Origin of the sequence: Rhizobium phaseoli, assembly GCF_010668805.1 — a bacterium.
GTDB lineage: Bacteria > Pseudomonadota > Alphaproteobacteria > Rhizobiales > Rhizobiaceae > Rhizobium > Rhizobium phaseoli_A.
On record NZ_WUFT01000020.1, the window covers coordinates 42,502 to 59,870 of the forward strand.

The 17,369-nt window shown below is 62.4% G+C and carries 14 protein-coding genes; 9 read left to right on the forward strand and 5 right to left on the reverse strand.

The features are described 5' to 3' along the window. Window positions 1-137 precede the first annotated feature (137 nt). The 3 genes from repA to repC all read left to right on the forward strand — a co-directional run bounded on the left by repA (window position 138) and on the right by repC (window position 3,906). Complete coding sequence (gene repA / locus GR197_RS25735; RefSeq protein ID WP_164014713.1) at window positions 138-1,346, forward strand: plasmid partitioning protein RepA; 1,209 nt, start codon at window positions 138-140, stop codon at window positions 1,344-1,346. Window positions 1,347-1,415: 69 nt separating this feature from the next. Then, window positions 1,416-2,393: a plasmid partitioning protein RepB gene (gene repB / locus GR197_RS25740; protein ID WP_164014715.1), complete on the forward strand. Its 978-nt coding sequence runs from the start codon at window positions 1,416-1,418 to the stop codon at window positions 2,391-2,393. A gap of 214 nt (window positions 2,394-2,607) precedes the next feature. Continuing rightward, window positions 2,608-3,906 (forward strand): plasmid replication protein RepC, encoded by a 1,299-nt coding sequence (gene repC, locus GR197_RS25745; RefSeq protein WP_164014717.1) that lies wholly within the window; start codon window positions 2,608-2,610, stop codon window positions 3,904-3,906. Here repC and GR197_RS25750 read toward each other — a convergent pair. From GR197_RS25750 to GR197_RS25760, 3 genes are all read right to left on the reverse strand, one after another. Continuing rightward, complete coding sequence (locus tag GR197_RS25750) at window positions 3,888-5,693, reverse strand: methyl-accepting chemotaxis protein (RefSeq protein ID WP_164014719.1); 1,806 nt, start codon at window positions 5,691-5,693, stop codon at window positions 3,888-3,890. The genes repC and GR197_RS25750 overlap by 19 nt on opposite strands. 10 nt (window positions 5,694-5,703) lie before the next feature. Then, window positions 5,704-6,690, reverse strand: a complete 987-nt coding sequence (locus tag GR197_RS25755) for a cytochrome-c peroxidase (protein WP_164014721.1) — start codon at window positions 6,688-6,690, stop codon at window positions 5,704-5,706. 223 nt (window positions 6,691-6,913) lie between these two features. Next, entirely contained in the window at window positions 6,914-7,396 is a 483-nt protein-coding gene (locus tag GR197_RS25760; protein WP_164014723.1) for a ProQ/FINO family protein, read from the reverse strand. A gap of 278 nt (window positions 7,397-7,674) precedes the next feature. On the opposite strand from GR197_RS25760, the gene panC reads away from it, so the two are divergent. Further along, complete coding sequence (gene panC / locus GR197_RS25765; protein ID WP_164014725.1) at window positions 7,675-8,568, forward strand: pantoate--beta-alanine ligase; 894 nt, start codon at window positions 7,675-7,677, stop codon at window positions 8,566-8,568. Further along, a complete protein-coding gene (gene panB / locus GR197_RS25770) occupies window positions 8,565-9,386 on the forward strand; it encodes a 3-methyl-2-oxobutanoate hydroxymethyltransferase (protein ID WP_164014727.1) in 822 nt (273 codons plus the stop codon). The genes panC and panB overlap by 4 nt, the downstream gene beginning before the upstream one ends. Window positions 9,387-9,404: 18 nt before the next feature. Here panB and GR197_RS25775 read toward each other — a convergent pair whose 3' ends face one another. Beyond that, window positions 9,405-10,319, reverse strand: a complete 915-nt coding sequence (locus tag GR197_RS25775) for a hydrogen peroxide-inducible genes activator (protein ID WP_164014729.1) — start codon at window positions 10,317-10,319, stop codon at window positions 9,405-9,407. A gap of 142 nt (window positions 10,320-10,461) precedes the next feature. Between GR197_RS25775 and katG the strand changes: the two genes are divergently transcribed. Continuing rightward, on the forward strand, window positions 10,462-12,648 hold the full coding sequence (gene katG / locus GR197_RS25780) for a catalase/peroxidase HPI (protein ID WP_164014731.1): 2,187 nt from the start codon (window positions 10,462-10,464) through the stop codon (window positions 12,646-12,648). A 300-nt stretch (window positions 12,649-12,948) separates the two neighbouring features. Here the strand turns inward: katG and GR197_RS25785 are convergent, their stop codons facing one another. Then, window positions 12,949-13,404 (reverse strand): SgcJ/EcaC family oxidoreductase, encoded by a 456-nt coding sequence (locus GR197_RS25785; protein ID WP_164014741.1) that lies wholly within the window; start codon window positions 13,402-13,404, stop codon window positions 12,949-12,951. A 185-nt stretch (window positions 13,405-13,589) separates the two neighbouring features. Here GR197_RS25785 and GR197_RS25790 point away from each other — a divergent pair, with 185 nt between their 5' ends. From GR197_RS25790 to GR197_RS25800, 3 genes are read left to right on the forward strand one after another with little or no spacing between them, the layout of a single operon-like run. Next, window positions 13,590-14,720: a sensor histidine kinase gene (locus GR197_RS25790; protein ID WP_246724690.1), complete on the forward strand. Its 1,131-nt coding sequence runs from the start codon at window positions 13,590-13,592 to the stop codon at window positions 14,718-14,720. Next, a complete protein-coding gene (locus tag GR197_RS25795; RefSeq protein WP_164014745.1) occupies window positions 14,717-15,379 on the forward strand; it encodes a response regulator in 663 nt (220 codons plus the stop codon). Before GR197_RS25790 ends, GR197_RS25795 begins: the two co-directional genes overlap by 4 nt. Continuing rightward, window positions 15,376-17,322 (forward strand): sensor histidine kinase, encoded by a 1,947-nt coding sequence (locus tag GR197_RS25800; RefSeq protein ID WP_164014747.1) that lies wholly within the window; start codon window positions 15,376-15,378, stop codon window positions 17,320-17,322. Before GR197_RS25795 ends, GR197_RS25800 begins: the two co-directional genes overlap by 4 nt. Window positions 17,323-17,369: the final 47 nt, after the last annotated feature.

Here is a 17,369-nt window from a genome sequence, read left to right on the forward strand (position 1 = left end):
GCCAAGTATCTGGACGAGCACCGAAAAGGTTAATATGCGTTAACCTTAAAATTCTTGGCCGGCATCGGAGAATCGCGGATAATAACGGTTAAGGGGGCTTTTGATCCCGAAAATCGTTATCCGAAAGATTGCTGCCGATGAACGCTAATTTGACCGCCTTGAACAAGGCGCCGTTGCATTTCGAGGATCAGATTCTCGAACAGGGCGACGTGATTTCAAAGAAGCTGCATCTGCTCAGCGTGCAGCGCTTTCCACCCAACGCGCAGAAGACGTTGCGCAGCTTCTCCCTGGCAGAGGTGGCGAGTTATGTCGGCGCCTCGCAAAGCACGCTGAAGAAGCTGCATCTCGAAGGCAAAGGCCCCTGCCCGCAGACGTCGCCTTCCGGGCGCCGTTCTTACACAGCCGAGCAGATGCTGGAACTGAGGCGATATCTCGATGTCCATGGCCGCTCCGAAAGCCGGATGTATGTTCCCCATCGCCGCGGTCATGAGAAGCTGCAGGTGTTGGCCGTCGTCAATTTCAAAGGCGGCTCCGGCAAGACGACGACATCAGCCCATCTTGCCCAGCATCTGGCGCTGACCGGCCACCGCGTGCTGGCCGTCGATCTCGATCCGCAGGCATCGCTCTCCTCCCTGCACGGTTTTCAGCCGGAATTCGACCAGGCCTCGTCGATCTACGAAGCGATCCGCTACGACGGCGAGAAGAAGCCACTCGCAGACATCATCCAGAGGACGAATTTTCCCGGCCTCGATATCGTTCCTGCCAATCTCGACCTGCAGGAATACGAATACGACACGCCGCTCGCCATGGCCGACAAATCGACCAATGACGGCAAGACCTTCTTCACCCGTATTTCGCGCGCGCTTGCCGAAGTCGATGACCGTTACGATGTCGTCGTCATCGATTGCCCGCCGCAGCTCGGCTACCTCACGCTGACGGCGCTGACGGCGGCGACCAGCGTGCTGATCACCATCCATCCGCAGATGCTCGACGTCATGTCGATGGGCCAGTTCCTGCTGATGCTGGGCGGTATCCTGAAGCCGATCCGCGCCGCCGGTGCAGAAGTGAACCTCTCCTGGTACCGCTATCTGATCACCCGCTACGAGCCGACCGACGTGCCGCAGGCGCAGATGGTCGGCTTCATGTCGACGATGTTCCACGAGTTCATGCTCCGAAATCAGATGGTCAAGTCGACGGCGATCTCGGATGCCGGGATCACCAAGCAGACGCTCTACGAGGTGGAGCGTTCGTCGATGAACCGGGGAACCTATGATCGGGCGCTGGAGGCGATGGGCTCGGTCAACGCAGAGATTGCCGATCTCATTCACCAGGCATGGGGACGATGAACTTGTCGGCTGACAAATTCATCGTTTCCTTGAACCGAATCAATTAATTGACCGCAATCGGAGGACGTGATGGCACGAAAGAATCTTCTGGAAGGACTGGCCGACATGTCTGACGAGGGCGCAGGCGCGCCGAACTATCCGATGCGCGGGGCAGGCCGGTCGCTTGTCCGCTCGCTGGATGAACTGGCCAAGCAGGCCGAAAAGTTCCTGGAAGGCGAGGCGGTCGTCAATCTCGACCCGGAGGTCGTCGAGGTCTCCTTCGTCAAGGATCGCCTGTCCGAAGACGACGAGGAATTCCGCGCGCTGGTCGAAGCGATCCGCGCCCGCGGCCAGGATACGCCGATCCTGGTGCGTCCCCACGGCAAGATCGACGGACGCTATCAGGTGGTCTTCGGTCATCGGCGCTTGCGCGCGGCCCGCGAACTCGGCCGCAATGTCAGGGCGGTCGTCAAGGCGATCGATGACCGGACCCATGTCATTGCCCAGGGGCAGGAAAATTCGGCCCGGGCCGATCTTACCTTCATCGAACGCGCCCTCTTTGCCAGCCGGCTGGAGGAGCTTGGCTACGACAGGGAGGTCATCTCGACCGCACTCGCCACCAATGCAGCTTCGATCTCGAAGATGATTTCGGTGATGGATCGCATCTCGCCGGAGGCCGTCCAGGCGATCGGCGCAGCGCCCGGCATCGGCCGTGAGCGTTGGGTGGAGCTTTCGCTGCTCGCCGGCAAGGCATCCAACGCGGCAGATATCGCCAGGATCCTGGAAGACGACGACTTTCTTGGATTGCCCTCCGACAAACGTTTCGAAGCGCTCTACTCGGCGCTGAACAAAAGCGGCCGGCCGGTGAAGAAAACCCAAGCCGCGATAGGCAAGGTCAATTGGCAGCCGCGCGACAAGGCAGTTCAGGCGGAAATGAAGAATGACGGCAAGGCATTTTCGCTTTCGATGAAAGCCAGAAATGCCGGCCGCTTCGGAAAATTTCTCTCCAGCAGGCTGGATGCGCTCTATGAGCAATTCCTCGCCGAGGAGAGCAATCAAGGAGACTGAAACCGCAAAAGAAAAAGGCCCCCAAACGACCAGGTCGTGGAAGCCCTTCTCCTATCCTTAAGCAAGACAGAGAATCGCATTTTCACGAATCCCAGTCAAGAGTCCTGCAGCGCCGCCCGTGTCTTTTTCAGACACGCAAGGAGGGCTGTAGCGCTTTGAAGCTACGCGCCGTTTGGTGAGCGGATTTCTTTTGCCTGATTGAAAGGTGAAGGAAATGGAGAGTGAATGTGTGACGACGCCCTTCGGGCGGCGGCCAATGTCGCTTGCCATGTTGCTGAAACAGCGGCGAGGCGAAGCGATCGAGCCTGGGGCTAGGCGCAACAAGTGGAAACTGTTCAGATCGGTCTGCGAGGCCCGCGCGGGTCTCGGCGTGAGCGACCGTGCGCTGACGGTGCTCGATGCGCTGCTGACGTTTTTTCCCGACGACGAGCTGTCCGGCGAAAAAGGACTGGTCGTCTTTCCCTCGAACACCCAACTTTGCCTCAGGGCACGCGGCATGGCCGCCGCGACGCTGCGCCGGCATCTCGCAGGTCTCGTCGAAGCCGGCCTTATCTCCCGCAAGGACAGTCCGAACGGCAAGCGCTATATCCGGCGCAACAGGGAAGGCGGGGTTGACGAGGCCTACGGCTTCAGCCTGGCGCCGCTTCTTGCCCGCGCTACCGAGATCGAAACGATCGCCGCCCGCATCGCCGCCGACCGGCAGATGCTGCGCGCAATGAAGGAGCGGCTGACCATCTGCCGGCGCGACATCGCCAAGCTCGTTTCCGCAGCCATCGAGGAAGCGGTTCCCGGCGACTGGGAGCGTGTCTCTTCGACGTTCCAGGCGCTGTTGCAGCGCATGCCAAGAGCGGCAACGCTCGAAAACCTCGCGCCAATCCTCGAAGAGCTTGAGACGATGCGCTTGGGCATCATCAATACATTGGAATTGCAAGAGAAAATCCAGATAGCGAGCACCAATGAATCCCAGATTGAGCGCCACATACAGAATTCGAACCCTGAATCCACATCTGAATCTGAACCGAGCTTGGAAACGAGGCAGGAGGCGAACCGCGATTACGAGCCGTGGGCAGGGCTGGAAAGACGCGAACCCGGAATGGCGGGGAAGGACGGGGAGGGATTGCTGGCCATTGTCCGGACGAATGCTGCGGGATTGAAATCCTTTCCGCTCAGTATGGTTCTGCAGGCCTGCCCTGATATCGTCGACTATGGGCCAGGCGGCGCGATCGCCAGTTGGCGGGACCTGATGATGGCGGCGGTCGTCGTGCGCTCGATGCTGGGCGTCGGCCCGTCGGCCTACGAGGAAGCAGCTGGAGTGATGGGACCGGAGAACACCGCCGCCGTCATGGCCTGCATCCTGCAGCGGGGAGAGAGCATCAACTCCGCCGGCGGTTATCTCAGAGATCTGACGCGACGCGCCGAACGCGGCGAATTCGCGCTCGGTCCGATGCTGATGGCGCTTTTGCGGGCGAGGGGCTCATCTTCCTCGCACCCCGCTCAGGCAGCGTCGCGATAGGCCCGCGTGCCGGACGACGCCCTGCCCAATTCGAACTGGGTAACCAGCTCGCGCAGGCGCTCGGCCTCACCGGCAAGCGTCACGCTGGCGGCTGTGGTTTCCTCCACCATCGCGGCATTTTGCTGGGTCACCTGGTCGAGTTGGTGCATCGCCGCATTGACCTCCGACAGGTTGGTAGACTGTTCGCGCGCCGCGCCTGCCAAGGCTTCCATGAACCGGTTGATATCGATGATGAAGCGGCCGATATCGCCAAGTGCTGCACCGGTCTGGCTGACCAGTTCGACGCCGGTGGTGACCTTGGCGGACGACCGCCCGATCAGTTCCTTGATCTCCTTGGCGGCCTTGGCCGAGCGCTGAGCGAGTTCGCGCACCTCCTGGGCGACGACGGCGAAACCCTTGCCGGCCTCGCCGGCCCGGGCAGCCTCGACACCGGCATTCAACGCCAGCAGGTTGGTTTGGAAGGCAATCTGGTCGATGACGCTGATGATGTTGTTGATCTGCTTGGACGATTCCTCGATCTGCCCCATGGCCTCGACCGTCTGGGCCACCACCTTGCCCGAGGCTGCGGCGCTGCGATTGGCGCTGTCGGCGACACTGCGGGCCTCTTCGGCGATCTTGGAGGCTTCGTTGACCTTGGCAGTCACGGCGCTGAGCGCCGCGGCGGTCTGTTCGAGCGTCGCCGCCTGCCGCTCGGTGCGGCCGGAGAGTTCGTTGGAGCCGTTGCTGATCTCACGAGTGCCGGAATTGATGATTGACACGCTTTCGGAAACGGAAAGGAGCGTGCCGCCGAGCTGCGCGACAGAGGCGTTGAAATCATTTCGGAGGGGTTCGAATTCCGGCGCGAACCGGTCCGAGAGCTTGAAGGCGAGATCGCCCTCCGCGAGCCGCTTCAGCCCGGCTGCGAGCCCCGATGTGGCAACCGTCAGCCGCTCGGCCGCGCTCGCCTCCGCCTGCTCCTGGTCGGCCAGCCGGTTTGCCTCCGCCAGCCGCCGGTTTTCCGCGGCTTCGCCTTCGAGCCGGGTGCGGGCGATGGCGTTCTGGCGGAAGACTTCCACCGAGCCCGCCATCAGGCCTATCTCGTCACGGCGCCCCGCATAGGGGATCGCCTTATCCGTCTCGCCGCTCGCGAGATCCTGCATGGAGTGCGTAATGCGCTGGATCGGGCGCGACACGTGCCGGGCGATGGCGATCAGAATGCCGAGACCGATGATGGCAGCAAGGCCCGCCAAGGCCAATTCGATTTCGATCTTCGTCTCCAGCGCGCTGCCGGCGTCAGCCACACTGTCCGTCGCAATCTGATCGACGATGGCATTGACGGCAGCAATCCCGGTCAGGATCGCCTGCTGAGAACGCGCCAGCTTTTCGGCCGTCGGCACCTCTTCCGCCTGCTGCAGTCCAAGGCTGATCCTGACATCCTTTTCCCAGGCCTCATGCACCTGGCGGAGCGATCCTACCCCCTCGGTCAGCGAAGCGGCGAGGTCGATGCGGCCAAGTTCGTCGAGCGATTGCGAGAGCGCGCCGTCGGTCGCGTCAAACTCGGCCTTGACCTCGGTCGTCGGCACGAAATTCGTCATCGAAAGCACCCGCTCGACCACCGATGTGGCTTGCCGGAACTGCTGTTCGATATGAGCGGAGGCCAGCTTGGCGTTCACCGCCTCCTGCACGACCGCGGCGACCCGGGTCTGGCCGGTGACCGCCTGGTAGCCGATCAGGAATGCGCTGCCGAAGCCGACGACGATCGTTGCCACCATCGGCACGAGAATCTGCATGCGTATCGAGAGTTTCATTGCCTGCACCTCAGTTCGGCAGCGTCGGCAAGGGGATGTCTTGCTTTTCCGCGGTCAAAGTTCCCAGAAAGGCGATCAGATCCTTGCTCTCCTCTTCCGTCAGCAGGAAGGGCGACATTGCCGGATCAAGCGACGGACGGCTGACGCCGCCGCTTTCATAATGGACGATCACCTCGTCCATGCTCTTCAGGCTTCCGTCATGCATATAGGGGCCACGGTAGAGCGTGTTGCGCAGGCCGGGTGTCTTAAAGGCATATTTATTGCCAGGGCTGCTCGCATCGATCTTGTAGCGGCCGATATCGTCGCCTGGCAGGCCGATGTCATGGAATTTGTTGTCGGTGAAATTCCAGCCCGTGTGGCAGGAGGAACAGCCCGCCGTGCCGGTGAACAACTCGAAGCCTCGCTTGGCGCTGTCGGAGACCGCCTTCTCGTCACCATCAACCCAGCGATCGAAGGGCGACCAATTGGAAACCACCGTCCGCTCATAGGTGGCGATCGCCGTCAGCAGGGTCTCCTTGCTGATGCCCTTGTCGGGAAACACCTCGCCGAACCAGTTCTTGTAATCGGGTATGCCCTGCATCTCGGCCACCGCATCGTCGAGCTTGCCGTTCATTTCGGCGGCGGCGGTGATCGGCCCCGCCGCCTGCTGCTCTAGGTTCGGTGCGCGGCCGTCCCAGAAAAAGGGCGACACCCAGGCAACGTTCAGAACCGTCGGCGCCTGGCGCGCCAGCGGGGTATTGGCCGCGCCGATCGGCGTCGTCACCGGCGTCTCGAAGCCGAAGGAAGGGTTATGACAGCTGGCGCAGGTCATGTTCTTGTTGCCGGAAAGCCGGGGATCGAAGAACAGCATCTTGCCGAGCGTCGCCAGTTGCGGGGAATAGGCAGCCACCCCCTCGAAAGGGACCGTCAGCGGCCGTTTATAGGCGGAAAGATCGGCGGCCGCGCCGGGCTGGACTGCGGCCAATGCGAAAAGGGAAGCAGCAATCAGGAGACGCATCGTTCTAGCAGATCCGGAGGAAGTTTCTGGCTGATGCTAAAATTAGCGCAATTGCATTAATGGTATGTAAAGCAAAATATACTTGAGGCCAACTCGAAGGTTTTGCCAGTCAGCATTGCAATGCGGATATTATCCCCGGCGAAATACAATACCAGGTCCTACCTATATCGATGTTGCGGATGCACGAACGACTTGAAGGAGCCGGATATGGGCAAACCTGATGTCATCCGGCTCTGGCTGGCGCGCCCTTCTTGCCGAGAAGAGCTGCGCGGATCTGTTCGCTTTTGCTCAGCAGGGGAGGAGGAACCGGTACTGGGGCTTCGGGCGCTTCGGCCTTGCCGGTGCTCTGCTTGAGACTCAGGAAGCGCTTTTGCGCGACCAGCCGGTCTTCGGGCGATATTGGTTCGACGGGTTCGCCCTCGAGGCCGTGGCGCATGGAATCGGGCTGGGCGCTTGCAAAATAGTAGCGCCGGCAGTGGACATAGGCGGCGGTCGCCCGACGCAGCGTCGTGACGCCGGCATCGGGCTTCAAGAGCGGACGGAGTTCGTTGAAAAGGCCGACGGCAAAAGGACGGATCGGATCACCTGCTTTGGTCGGAAGGACGGCAACCGGCCGGATCAACAGCATATTGATCGCGGTTGCCTTCTCAACGTCGAGCTCGGTTGCCGCAATCGGTCCGCGGCTGATCTTCCAGGGCTTGTCCATGCGTCCTCCATGTAACCTCCATAGCGACCGACTATGATGGTATCTTGACGAAAAGGGCGAGTAACGGAAGTCGCACATCATCGGTCGCTCTGCAAGCCGCACGGAAGCGGCGTGGCAGCCCTGTGGCGAAATGCCGTTTCCTGGGCTTGATGTCGCTTGGTGTTTTCGCAATGCCGTTTCATCTAATCGTTTTTATCGAGCAATATGCATTGACCTGCAGCATCGATTACAGTCCTTATCCGCGCCCAAGATGGAGTGACCGGCCGCGGGGAGGATATATGCGGGTTTTCTCGAGCATTGACGAGCTGCGCCACACACTCGATGCGCTGAAGCGGCAGGGGAGGACTGTCGGCCTCGTTCCGACGATGGGCTATCTTCATGCCGGTCATATGGAACTCGTCGCGCGCGCCCGCGCCGAAAACGACATCGTCGTCGTCTCGATTTTCGTCAATCCGCTGCAGTTCGGCCCGGCCGAAGACCTAAGCAAATATCCGCGCGATCTTGAACGCGACGCAGCCATGCTGAAGCAGGCCGGGGTCAATTTCCTTTTTTCGCCCGGCGTCGAGGACATGTATCCCCGGCCAATGCTGACCGTCGTCGACGTTCCCGATCTCGGACACGAGCTCGAAGGGGCGGTCCGGCCTGGGCACTTTGCCGGTGTCGCCACCGTCGTCAACAAGCTCTTCAACATCATGCAGCCGCAGACTGCCTATTTCGGAGAAAAGGACTATCAGCAGGTCGTCATCATCAAGCGCATGGTGGATGATCTGGCCATGCCGGTGCGGGTGATATCGGTGCCGACGGTCAGGGACGGCGACGGTCTCGCATTGTCGTCGCGCAACGTCTATCTCAGTCCTGAGGAGCGGCGTGCCGCGGTGATCGTGCCTCAGGCCCTCGACGAAGCCGAGCGTCTCATCGCCGGCGGCCTGACGGATCCAGCTGAACTCGAGAAAAAGCTGACGGCTTTTCTCGGTCGCGAGCCTCTGGCAAAGCCCGAGGTCGTTGCCGTCAGGGATGCTTCGACGCTGCAGCCGGTCGCCTCAATCACAGAACCCGTCGTCGTCGCGCTCTTCGTTCGGCTCGGCTCGACACGGCTTCTCGACAACCGGGTCCTCGGCGGTAACAGAGTGATCGGCGGGCGGGGCTTGCCGGGAAAGGGAGTGACCAGATGAGTGCGGCCGGAATTCAAAAGCGCCTGACGCCAGCCCGCATTTTAGCCATGAAGGGCGGCAAGCCGATCGTCTGCCTCACCGCCTATACGACGCCGATGGCGCGGCTGCTCGACGAGCATTGCGATCTGCTGCTGGTCGGGGATTCGCTTGGCATGGTGCTCTACGGCATGGAGAACACTATCGGCGTCACGCTCGAGATGATGATCGCCCATGGCAAGGCTGTCATGCGCGGCGTCTCCAAGGCCTGCGTCGTCGTCGACATGCCGTTCGGCAGTTATCAGGAATCGAAAGAGGTTGCCTTCCGCAATGCCGTCCGCACCCTGCAGGAAACCGGCTGCGATGCCGTCAAGCTGGAGGGGGGCGAGGAGATGGCCGAGACCATCGCCTTTCTGACGAAGCGAGGGGTCCCGGTGATGGGACATATCGGCCTGATGCCGCAGCAGGTCCAAACCGCAGGCGGCTATCGGTCCGTCGGCCATTCGGAACACGAGACGTCGAAGATCCGGCGTGATGCGCACGCCATAGGCGGCTCGGGCGCCTTTGCCGTCGTCATCGAGGGTACGGTGGAGCCGCTCGCCCGAGAGGTGACTGCGGCCATGCACATCCCGAGCATCGGCATCGGCGCCTCTTCCGCCTGCGACGGCCAGGTTCTGGTCTCCGACGACATTCTCGGGCTGTTCAACGATTTCACGCCGCGTTTCGTCAAACGCTACGACGAACTCGGCAAGCGGGTCGCCGAGGCTGCCGCCGCCTATGCCGCGGAGGTGCGTTCGCGAAAGTTTCCGGCAGCGGAGCACACGTTCAAGCGGCGACCCTAAGGCCAGGACATCCGGTCATCACCGTGCGACCTGTCGTTCGCGCATAATGCCGGCCGAGCGGCGAACCGCCTCGGAAACCTGCAGGAGCTGTTTGGCCATCGGGGTCGAATTGCGCCAGACCATGCCGATCGTTCGCGACGGCTGTGGAGACTGGAAGCGGGAGATCGAAACCTGCGCCGAGCGCGTTTCCACAGGAACCGCCATCTCCGGGATCAAAGTGATGCCGATGCCGGCGCTGACCATCTGGACCAGGGTGGAGAGCGAGCTGCCTTCCATGACTTCCCGGGGGCGGGCCGAGCCGATCTTGCAGAACGACAAGGCCTGATCGCGGAAGCAATGGCCTTCTTCCAGCAGCAGCAACCGCATTTCGCGCAGCGCCTCGCGTTCGGGCACCGGCTTGCCCTCGTCTTCGGGCCGCCGCACCAGCACGAATTCTTCCTTGAAGAGCTCGAGTTCGGTCAGCGACGGTTCCGACACCGGCAAAGCCACGATTGCCGTGTCCAGCTGGCCTTGGGTAAGCTCCTGAACCAGCTTTGCCGTCTGCGTCTCACGCACCTCGATCTGAATTCCGGCGAAAGTTTTGTTCAGATCGTTTATGATGACCGGCAGCAGATAGGGCGCGATGGTCGGTATGATGCCGATGCGCAGCCGCGTCAGAAAGGAGTGGCGGGAGGCGCGCGCCAGCTCCCCCAGCTCGTCTACGCCGCGCAGGATCTCGCGGGCCTTGAGAGCGAAGGACTGGCCGAAGGCCGTCAGCTTTACTTCACGCGCACTGCGCTCGAAAAGCGCGCTGCCCAACTCTAGCTCAAGTTCCTTGATCTGCATCGAGAGAGCCGGCTGGGAGATGGCGCAGGCGTCGGCAGCTCGCCGGAAACGGCGATCCCTTGCCAGGGCTTCAAAATAACGCAGCTGTTTCAAGGTCAGGTTCTTCATAAGCTCAGCTTATCGCCGCAATCAGTAAATCCAACTTAAAATTATCATATGCTTCCGATATGAAGACAGCAAGGGAGAGCAGGGTGCCCACTCGGCTCAACGTTTTAAACGGCAGACAGATCAAGCAATGAAGGAGACGATCATGGACAACCCCACTGACAGCACAGGCAAATGTCCTGTTGCACATCACAAGGCTCCAGCCGCCCGGGCGAACCGCGACTGGTGGCCGAACCAGCTGAACGTACAGATTCTTCACCACAATTCCGGCCGCGCCGACCCGCTCGGCCAGGCCTTCGATTATGCCGAGGAGTTCAAGAAGCTCGATCTCGAGGCGCTGAAGCAGGATCTTCACGCGCTGATGACGGATTCGCAGGATTGGTGGCCGGCCGATTTCGGTCACTACGGCGGCCTGTTCATCCGCATGGCCTGGCACAGCGCCGGCACCTACCGCATCACCGACGGCCGCGGCGGCGCCGGCCAGGGCCAGCAGCGTTTTGCGCCACTCAACAGCTGGCCTGACAATGCCAACCTCGACAAGGCCCGCCGCCTGCTGTGGCCGATCAAGCAGAAATACGGCAACCGCATTTCCTGGGCCGACCTCCTGATCCTCACCGGCAACGTCGCCTTGGAATCCATGGGCTTCCAGACCTTCGGCTTTGCCGGTGGCCGTGCCGACGTGTGGGAGCCCGAGGAGCTGTTCTGGGGTCCTGAGGGCACCTGGCTGGGTGACGAGCGCTACAGTGGCGAACGCCAGCTGGCAGAGCCGCTCGGCGCCGTGCAGATGGGTCTCATCTACGTCAATCCGGAAGGCCCTGGCGGCAATCCCGATCCGATTGCTTCGGCGCGCGACATCCGCGAAACCTTTGCCCGCATGGCGATGAACGACGAAGAGACCGTGGCGCTGATCGCCGGCGGCCACACCTTCGGCAAGACCCATGGCGCGGGCGATCCGTCCCTCATCGGCGCCGAGCCGGAAGGTGGCGCGATCGAGGATCAGGGTCTCGGCTGGAAGAGTAGCTTCGGCACCGGCTCCGGCAAGGATGCGATCACCGCCGGCCTTGAAGTGACCTGGTCGCAGACGCCGACCAAGTGGAGCAACTACTTCTTCGAAAACCTCTTCGCTTTCGAGTGGGAATTGACGAAGAGCCCGGCCGGCGCGCATCAATGGCAGGCCAAGAACGCCGACGCCTCCATTCCGGACGCCTATGATGCCGGCAAGAAGCATCTGCCGACCATGCTGACCAGCGACCTGGCACTGCGTTTCGATCCGGTCTACGAGAAGATCTCGCGCCGCTTCCTCGAAAATCCCGATCAGTTCGCCGACGCCTTCGCCCGCGCCTGGTTCAAACTGACCCACCGCGACATGGGACCGAAGGTGCGCTACCTCGGCCCGGAAGTTCCGGCCGAAGACTTGATCTGGCAGGATGTGCTCCCGGCCGTCGATCATCCGCTGGTTGACGACACGGACATCGCTGAGCTGAAGGCAAAGGTGCTGGCAACCGGCCTCACCGTCCAGGAACTGGTCTCCACGGCCTGGGCTTCCGCCTCGACTTTCCGCGGCTCCGACAAGCGCGGTGGCGCCAACGGCGCGCGCATCCGCCTTGCCCCGCAGAAGGACTGGGAAGCCAACCAGCCGGCACAACTCGCCAAGGTGCTTGGCGTTCTCGAAGGCATCCGGGCGGACTTCAACGCCGCCCAGACCGGGGGCAAGAAGATCTCGCTCGCCGACCTGATCGTTCTCGCCGGTGCTGCCGGTGTGGAGAAAGCGGCAGCCGCCGGCGGTCATGCCGTCAGCGTGCCGTTTACGCCGGGCCGCGCGGACGCATCGCAGGAACAGACCGATGCGCATTCCTTCGCTGCTCTTGAGCCGCGGATCGACGGCTTCCGCAACTATGTGAACGGCAAGCGCCTGCAGTTCATGAAGCCGGAAGAAGCCTTGGTGGATCGCGCCCAGCTGTTGACGCTGACCGGCCCTGAAATGACGGTTCTCGTTGGCGGCCTTCGTGTCCTGAAGGCGGGCACGCCCGATCATGGCGTCTTCACCTCCCGCCCGGAAACGCTGACGAACGACTTCTTCGTCAACCTGCTCGACATGGCCACGCAGTGGTCGCCCGCAGCTGGCAACGAAGGCGTTTACGAAGGGCGCGACCGCAACACGAACGCAGTCAAGTGGACCGGCACCCGCGTCGACCTGATCTTCGGCTCGCACTCGCAGCTTCGCGCCTTCGCCGAGGTCTACGGCCAGTCCGACGCCAAGGAGAAGTTCGTGAGGGACTTCGTCGCCGCCTGGACCAAAGTCATGAACGCCGACCGTTTCGACCTCGTCTGATCGGTAAGCATTTCACCCGGGTGCGGTTTCGGCCGCACCCGGGCATTTCGTTTCTTTCGGAATGCCTTGTGTTTCCAAGGCATTACTTACCCTCCCTCATTCCTGTGCTCGTCACAGGAATCCAGTGCGCCCAAGTCCTTGGGCGCGGGAGACTTTCCTTCCCAGATGAGAGTCATTCACCGCGCAGACGCGCGGTCGCTGGATTCCTGTGACGAGCACAGGAATGAGGGAGCGTGGGTTGGAGACCCCGTGTGGGGTGAACACGGGGCCTCTTTGCCGGACCAATAAGTCGATGAAACCTTACTTCTCCGGCATCATCGACGAGTGGTGCGACGTGATCAGCCAGGTGCCATCCTTGAACTCATAGGTGTAGGTATAGCGGGCCGGCACCTTCGAGCCGTCCTTCAGGGTGAAGGTGTAGGTGCCGGTATCGACGGCCCAGTTGCAGCCGAGCTTGATGTCACGGCTGTCGATGTGACCCTTGGGCTCCTTTTCCAGGAAGTGCGTGAAATAGTCGATCCGCTCTTCTTGGGTCAGGCGCGGCTTGTTCGCGAGCGTCGCGAGCAGCACCGAGTCCTCGCTGTAGTTCTTGGCGACTTCCTGGGGGCTCAGCGTTGCGAGCGAGGCGTTCCAGCGGTCGAAGAGCTTGGCGACCTGCTCTTCGCTCACCGGCGCGCAAGTCGCGGTTTCGGCCGCTGCAGCCGACTGGACCTGAACGAAACCGAGGACGAGGGCGGCAGCAATGATGGTACGCATATTTGGCTTCCTATCTGGCGGTTCCGGCGGATATCGCTTCGGTCGACCGCATGACCAATATCTAAGCGGCCGGCGCTGCGGCCCCATCTGCCGGGTGGCTTCGATCCGAACTGCCGAACGGCATAGATGACATTCCCACCGGAATGACTATCGTGCCCGCGTCATTCATTTCAGGAGCAGTCCCGTTGGGTCTGGAGCATAACACAGATACCGCGCATTCGCCTGATGTCGCGGAGATGAGAGCCCTTTACCGGGCGGCGGAAGCGCGGGCGGCGCGTCTGCGTTTCATCATCGAAGCGCGGAACCTTCTCGATACACACGCCTTCGAAACGGCCGCCCCCGAGGTTCTGTCCCGGCTTGCCGATTTTGCCGGAGCGTCGCTTGCGAGGCTCGTCTTTCCGCCGGTGCAGGGAGAGGTTCCTGTGCAGCTGATGATTGGGCAGTCGAGGAGCCCCGAGAACGACTCCATCCTGTTTGCCTCCGAGGACGGTTCCGATCTCTCGCTGACGCTCATTGGCCCGTCGAGAGGGCGCGCAATCGATGCCGACGACCGGCAGACCTTGGACGTGGTGGCCGGGCAACTCGCCGATGCCTGCAATCTCGAACGGCAGGCGGCGGAAAACCAGGCGCTGCTCGGCGATCTCGAACGGCAGCGCAGCGAACTTGCCGCCCTCGTCGCACAGCTCATCCAGGCGCAGGAGCAGGAGCGGCAGCGGGTGGCGCTCGATCTGCACGACGGCTCGGCGCAGCTCGCCGCCGGTCTCAGCTATCGCCTGCAAAACCTCGCCGCCCGCATCGGCGAGGCGCATGCGCTGAAGCCCGAAATCGACCAGCTCGCCGCGCTCGCGCGCCAATCCGTCGCCGACCTCCGGGCGGCGATCGCCGATCTTCGCCCGCCCGAACTCGACGATCTCGGCGTCGCCGCCGCACTGCGCACGCGCCTCGATGCGATCGACGGCATGGTGGTGATTGCTGATCTTGATGTTCGCGCCGACCGCTGGCCGGCATCGACCGGGATCATTTTCTACCGCGTCGCCCAGGAAGCCATCAGCAATGTGCTCAAACACGCCGAGGCGAGCCGGCTTATCGTGCGCCTTTTCGAGGACGGCGAGCGGCAAGCGCATCTCGAAGTGATCGACGACGGCAAAGGCATCGGCGAGGTGCGCAAAACCAACATCAGGGGAGCCCGGCTCGGCATCGTCGGCATGCGCGAGCGGCTGGCGCTGCTCGGCGGCCGCATCGAGATCGGGACTGGGTCTTCAGGCGGCACTTATGTCCGCGCCGTTGCGCCCCTGCAGCAGGAGACGCTGGGATGACCGCAGCCATTCTCGTTGCCGACGATCATGACATTGCCCGCGCCGGTCTCATCGCCATGATCGGCGGCCAGGACGATTTCCATGTCGCCTTTGATGTGCGCGACGGTGTGGAAGCGGTGGAGGCCTGTGCGACCCACAAGCCGGATCTGGCTTTGCTTGACATTCGCATGCCGCGCATGGACGGCCTCACTGCTACGCGGGAGATCCGGCGCGTGTCGCCGGGCACACGCGTCATGATCATCACCATGCATGACAGCCTCGATTATCTGGAAGCGGCGATCGATGCCGGCGCCACCGGCTATCTGCTGAAGGATGCCAGCCGCGACGATATTCTGCGCACGATCCGGCGCGTCCTTCAGGGCGATGCCTTTTTCGATGGGCCACTCGTTGCAAGGCTGCTGCGGCGCGCCGCCACCAAGCCGCAGACCAACAGCAGCGCCTTGGAGACGCTGACGGTGCGCGAGCGCGAGGTGCTGGCGAAGGTCGCCGAAGGCCTGACGAACAAGGAGATCGGCCGGGCCTTGAAGATCTCGCCCGGCACCGTCAAGATCCATGTCGAGCGCATCATTGGCAAGCTCGGAGCCGGCGACCGGACGCAGGCCGCCGTCATGGCCGTGCGCGGCGGCCTCGTCGCAGCATCCAGGGAAGAGCAGCCATGACCGCGGCAATGACTGGGCACCGGCGGGCTCTGCGTTTCGCCGACCTTCCGCTGCGGGCAAAGGGCATCGTCATCATCACGGTGCCGCTGGCGCTGCTGCTTGCGGCGCTCGTTTCGGTCTTCGTCGCCGACCGGCAGAGCCGGATCGCCGAGGATCAGGTGCGGGTGACGCTGGAGATCCAGTCCGGCATTCAGGAGATCCACGCCCTGATCGCCGAAGCCGCGACCGCCATGCGGGGTTATCTGCTGACCGGCAGAACCGATTTCCTCGACCCCTTCAACCGGGCCGAGGACCGGCTGCCCGTCGTGCTCGACGAGGTCGGCCGCCGATTGCGGGATGAAGAGCAGAAGAGCCGCCTCGACCGCATCCGCGCCCTGGTCGACGCCAAAGTTGACCGCCTCCAACTGCTGAAGCAGGCCGACATCCTGCGGGCCGGCGGGCGCGAGGATCTTGCGGCCAAGCTCATCGAAGGCAAGCAGGTTCTCGACGTGCTGCGACAGGAGATCGACGCGATGACCCGGCGTGAGGCCGATCTCCTCAATGCCAGGACGCAGGCCGCCGACCGGGTTCGCACCCTGTCGCGCAGCCTGATGATATCAGCCGGCTTCCTTGGTTTTGCCGGCGCGCTCGTTGCCGTCTTCCTGTTTTCGGCAAGCATCGTGCGCCGGGTGCATGCCCTGAAAGCCCAGGCACATCGGTTGTCACAAGGCGAGGTCGTGACAGTGGCCGATTCCTCCCGCGATGAACTCGGCAGCCTCGAACAGGGGCTCGAAGATGCGAGTGTCCTCTTGAAAAAGCGCGAGGCCGATCTGACCGAGAGCGAGGAACGCTTCCGCCAGCTGGTCGAGGGCGTCAGCGACTACGGCATCTTCGGGCTCGATCCCGACGGTCACGTGGTGAGCTGGAACGCCGGCGCCGAGCGGATCACCGGCTATCGAACAGAGGAGATCGTAGGCCAGCATTTTTCCCGCTTCTACCCCGCTGAGACCAGGGAATCGTTTCCGGCTGAAGAGCTTTCCAAAGCAAGCCTTCACGGGAGAACCGAGGCGGAAGGCTGGCGGGTGCGCAAGGATGGCTCCCACTTCTGGTCGCATGTCGTCGTCACCGCACTCCATGACGAGACGGGCCGGCTGCGCGGCTTTTCCAAGATCACCCGCGACATTACCGAGCGCAAGCAGTTCGAGGAAGCCCTGCTTGCCGCCCGCGAGGATGCGGTGCGGGCCAGCAATGCCAAGAGCGAATTTCTGTCGCGCATGAGCCACGAGTTGCGCACGCCGCTGAATGCCGTGCTCGGTTTCGCCCAGCTTTTGGAAATGGATCTCACCGATGCCGATTCCCGGGAGAGCGTCGCACAGATCTTAAGGGCCGGCCGGCATCTGCTCAGCCTGATCGATGAGGTTCTCGATATGGCAAGGATCGAGGCCGGCCGCATGGATCTCACCGTCGAAGCGCAACCCGTCGCCGAGGTGATCGACGAAGCCGTGTCGCTTGCAAAGCCGCTCTGCGGCAAACAGCAGATCCGGATTGAGGTCGTCAAGCCGGCCGAGCCGGATCTGACGGTGCTCGCCGACCGGCGGCGTCTGCTGCAGGTGTTCCTGAACCTTCTCTCCAATGCGGTGAAATACAATCGTCACCAGGGAAGCGTGACCGTCAGCCACCGCGCGCTTGATGACCGCATTCGGATCGAGGTCAGTGATACCGGCCCGGGCATTCCAGCCGACCGCATCGCCCGGCTGTTCACCCCGTTCGACCGGCTGGGCGCCGAACGTATCAGCCAGGAAGGAACCGGCCTTGGGCTTGCGCTCTCGAAACATCTGATCGACGCCATGGGCGGCACGCTCGGCTTCAGCAATCGGGAAGGCGGCGCAACGTTTCATGTCGATCTGCCGCGTGCGCCTGCGGCGATGCAGGAGGCCGGGGCGCAAGACGTCGCGGTGCCGTAAGGCATCGTGAAAAGTTCTCCTTCGTCATGCTCGGCCTTGTGCCGAGC

Bases quoted from the DNA above. Each gene is read 5' to 3' on its own strand.
- repA (WP_164014713.1), top strand. From the start codon at position 138: ATGAACGCTAATTTGACCGCCTTGAACAAGGCGCCGTTGCATTTCGAG.
- repB (WP_164014715.1), top strand. From the start codon at position 1,416: ATGGCACGAAAGAATCTTCTGGAAGGACTGGCCGACATGTCTGACGAG.
- repC (WP_164014717.1), top strand. From the start codon at position 2,608: ATGGAGAGTGAATGTGTGACGACGCCCTTCGGGCGGCGGCCAATGTCG.
- GR197_RS25750 (WP_164014719.1), bottom strand. From the start codon at position 5,693: ATGAAACTCTCGATACGCATGCAGATTCTCGTGCCGATGGTGGCAACG.
- GR197_RS25755 (WP_164014721.1), bottom strand. From the start codon at position 6,690: ATGCGTCTCCTGATTGCTGCTTCCCTTTTCGCATTGGCCGCAGTCCAG.
- GR197_RS25760 (WP_164014723.1), bottom strand. From the start codon at position 7,396: ATGGACAAGCCCTGGAAGATCAGCCGCGGACCGATTGCGGCAACCGAG.
- panC (WP_164014725.1), top strand. From the start codon at position 7,675: ATGCGGGTTTTCTCGAGCATTGACGAGCTGCGCCACACACTCGATGCG.
- panB (WP_164014727.1), top strand. From the start codon at position 8,565: ATGAGTGCGGCCGGAATTCAAAAGCGCCTGACGCCAGCCCGCATTTTA.
- GR197_RS25775 (WP_164014729.1), bottom strand. From the start codon at position 10,319: ATGAAGAACCTGACCTTGAAACAGCTGCGTTATTTTGAAGCCCTGGCA.
- katG (WP_164014731.1), top strand. From the start codon at position 10,462: ATGGACAACCCCACTGACAGCACAGGCAAATGTCCTGTTGCACATCAC.
- GR197_RS25785 (WP_164014741.1), bottom strand. From the start codon at position 13,404: ATGCGTACCATCATTGCTGCCGCCCTCGTCCTCGGTTTCGTTCAGGTC.
- GR197_RS25795 (WP_164014745.1), top strand. From the start codon at position 14,717: ATGACCGCAGCCATTCTCGTTGCCGACGATCATGACATTGCCCGCGCC.
- GR197_RS25800 (WP_164014747.1), top strand. From the start codon at position 15,376: ATGACCGCGGCAATGACTGGGCACCGGCGGGCTCTGCGTTTCGCCGAC.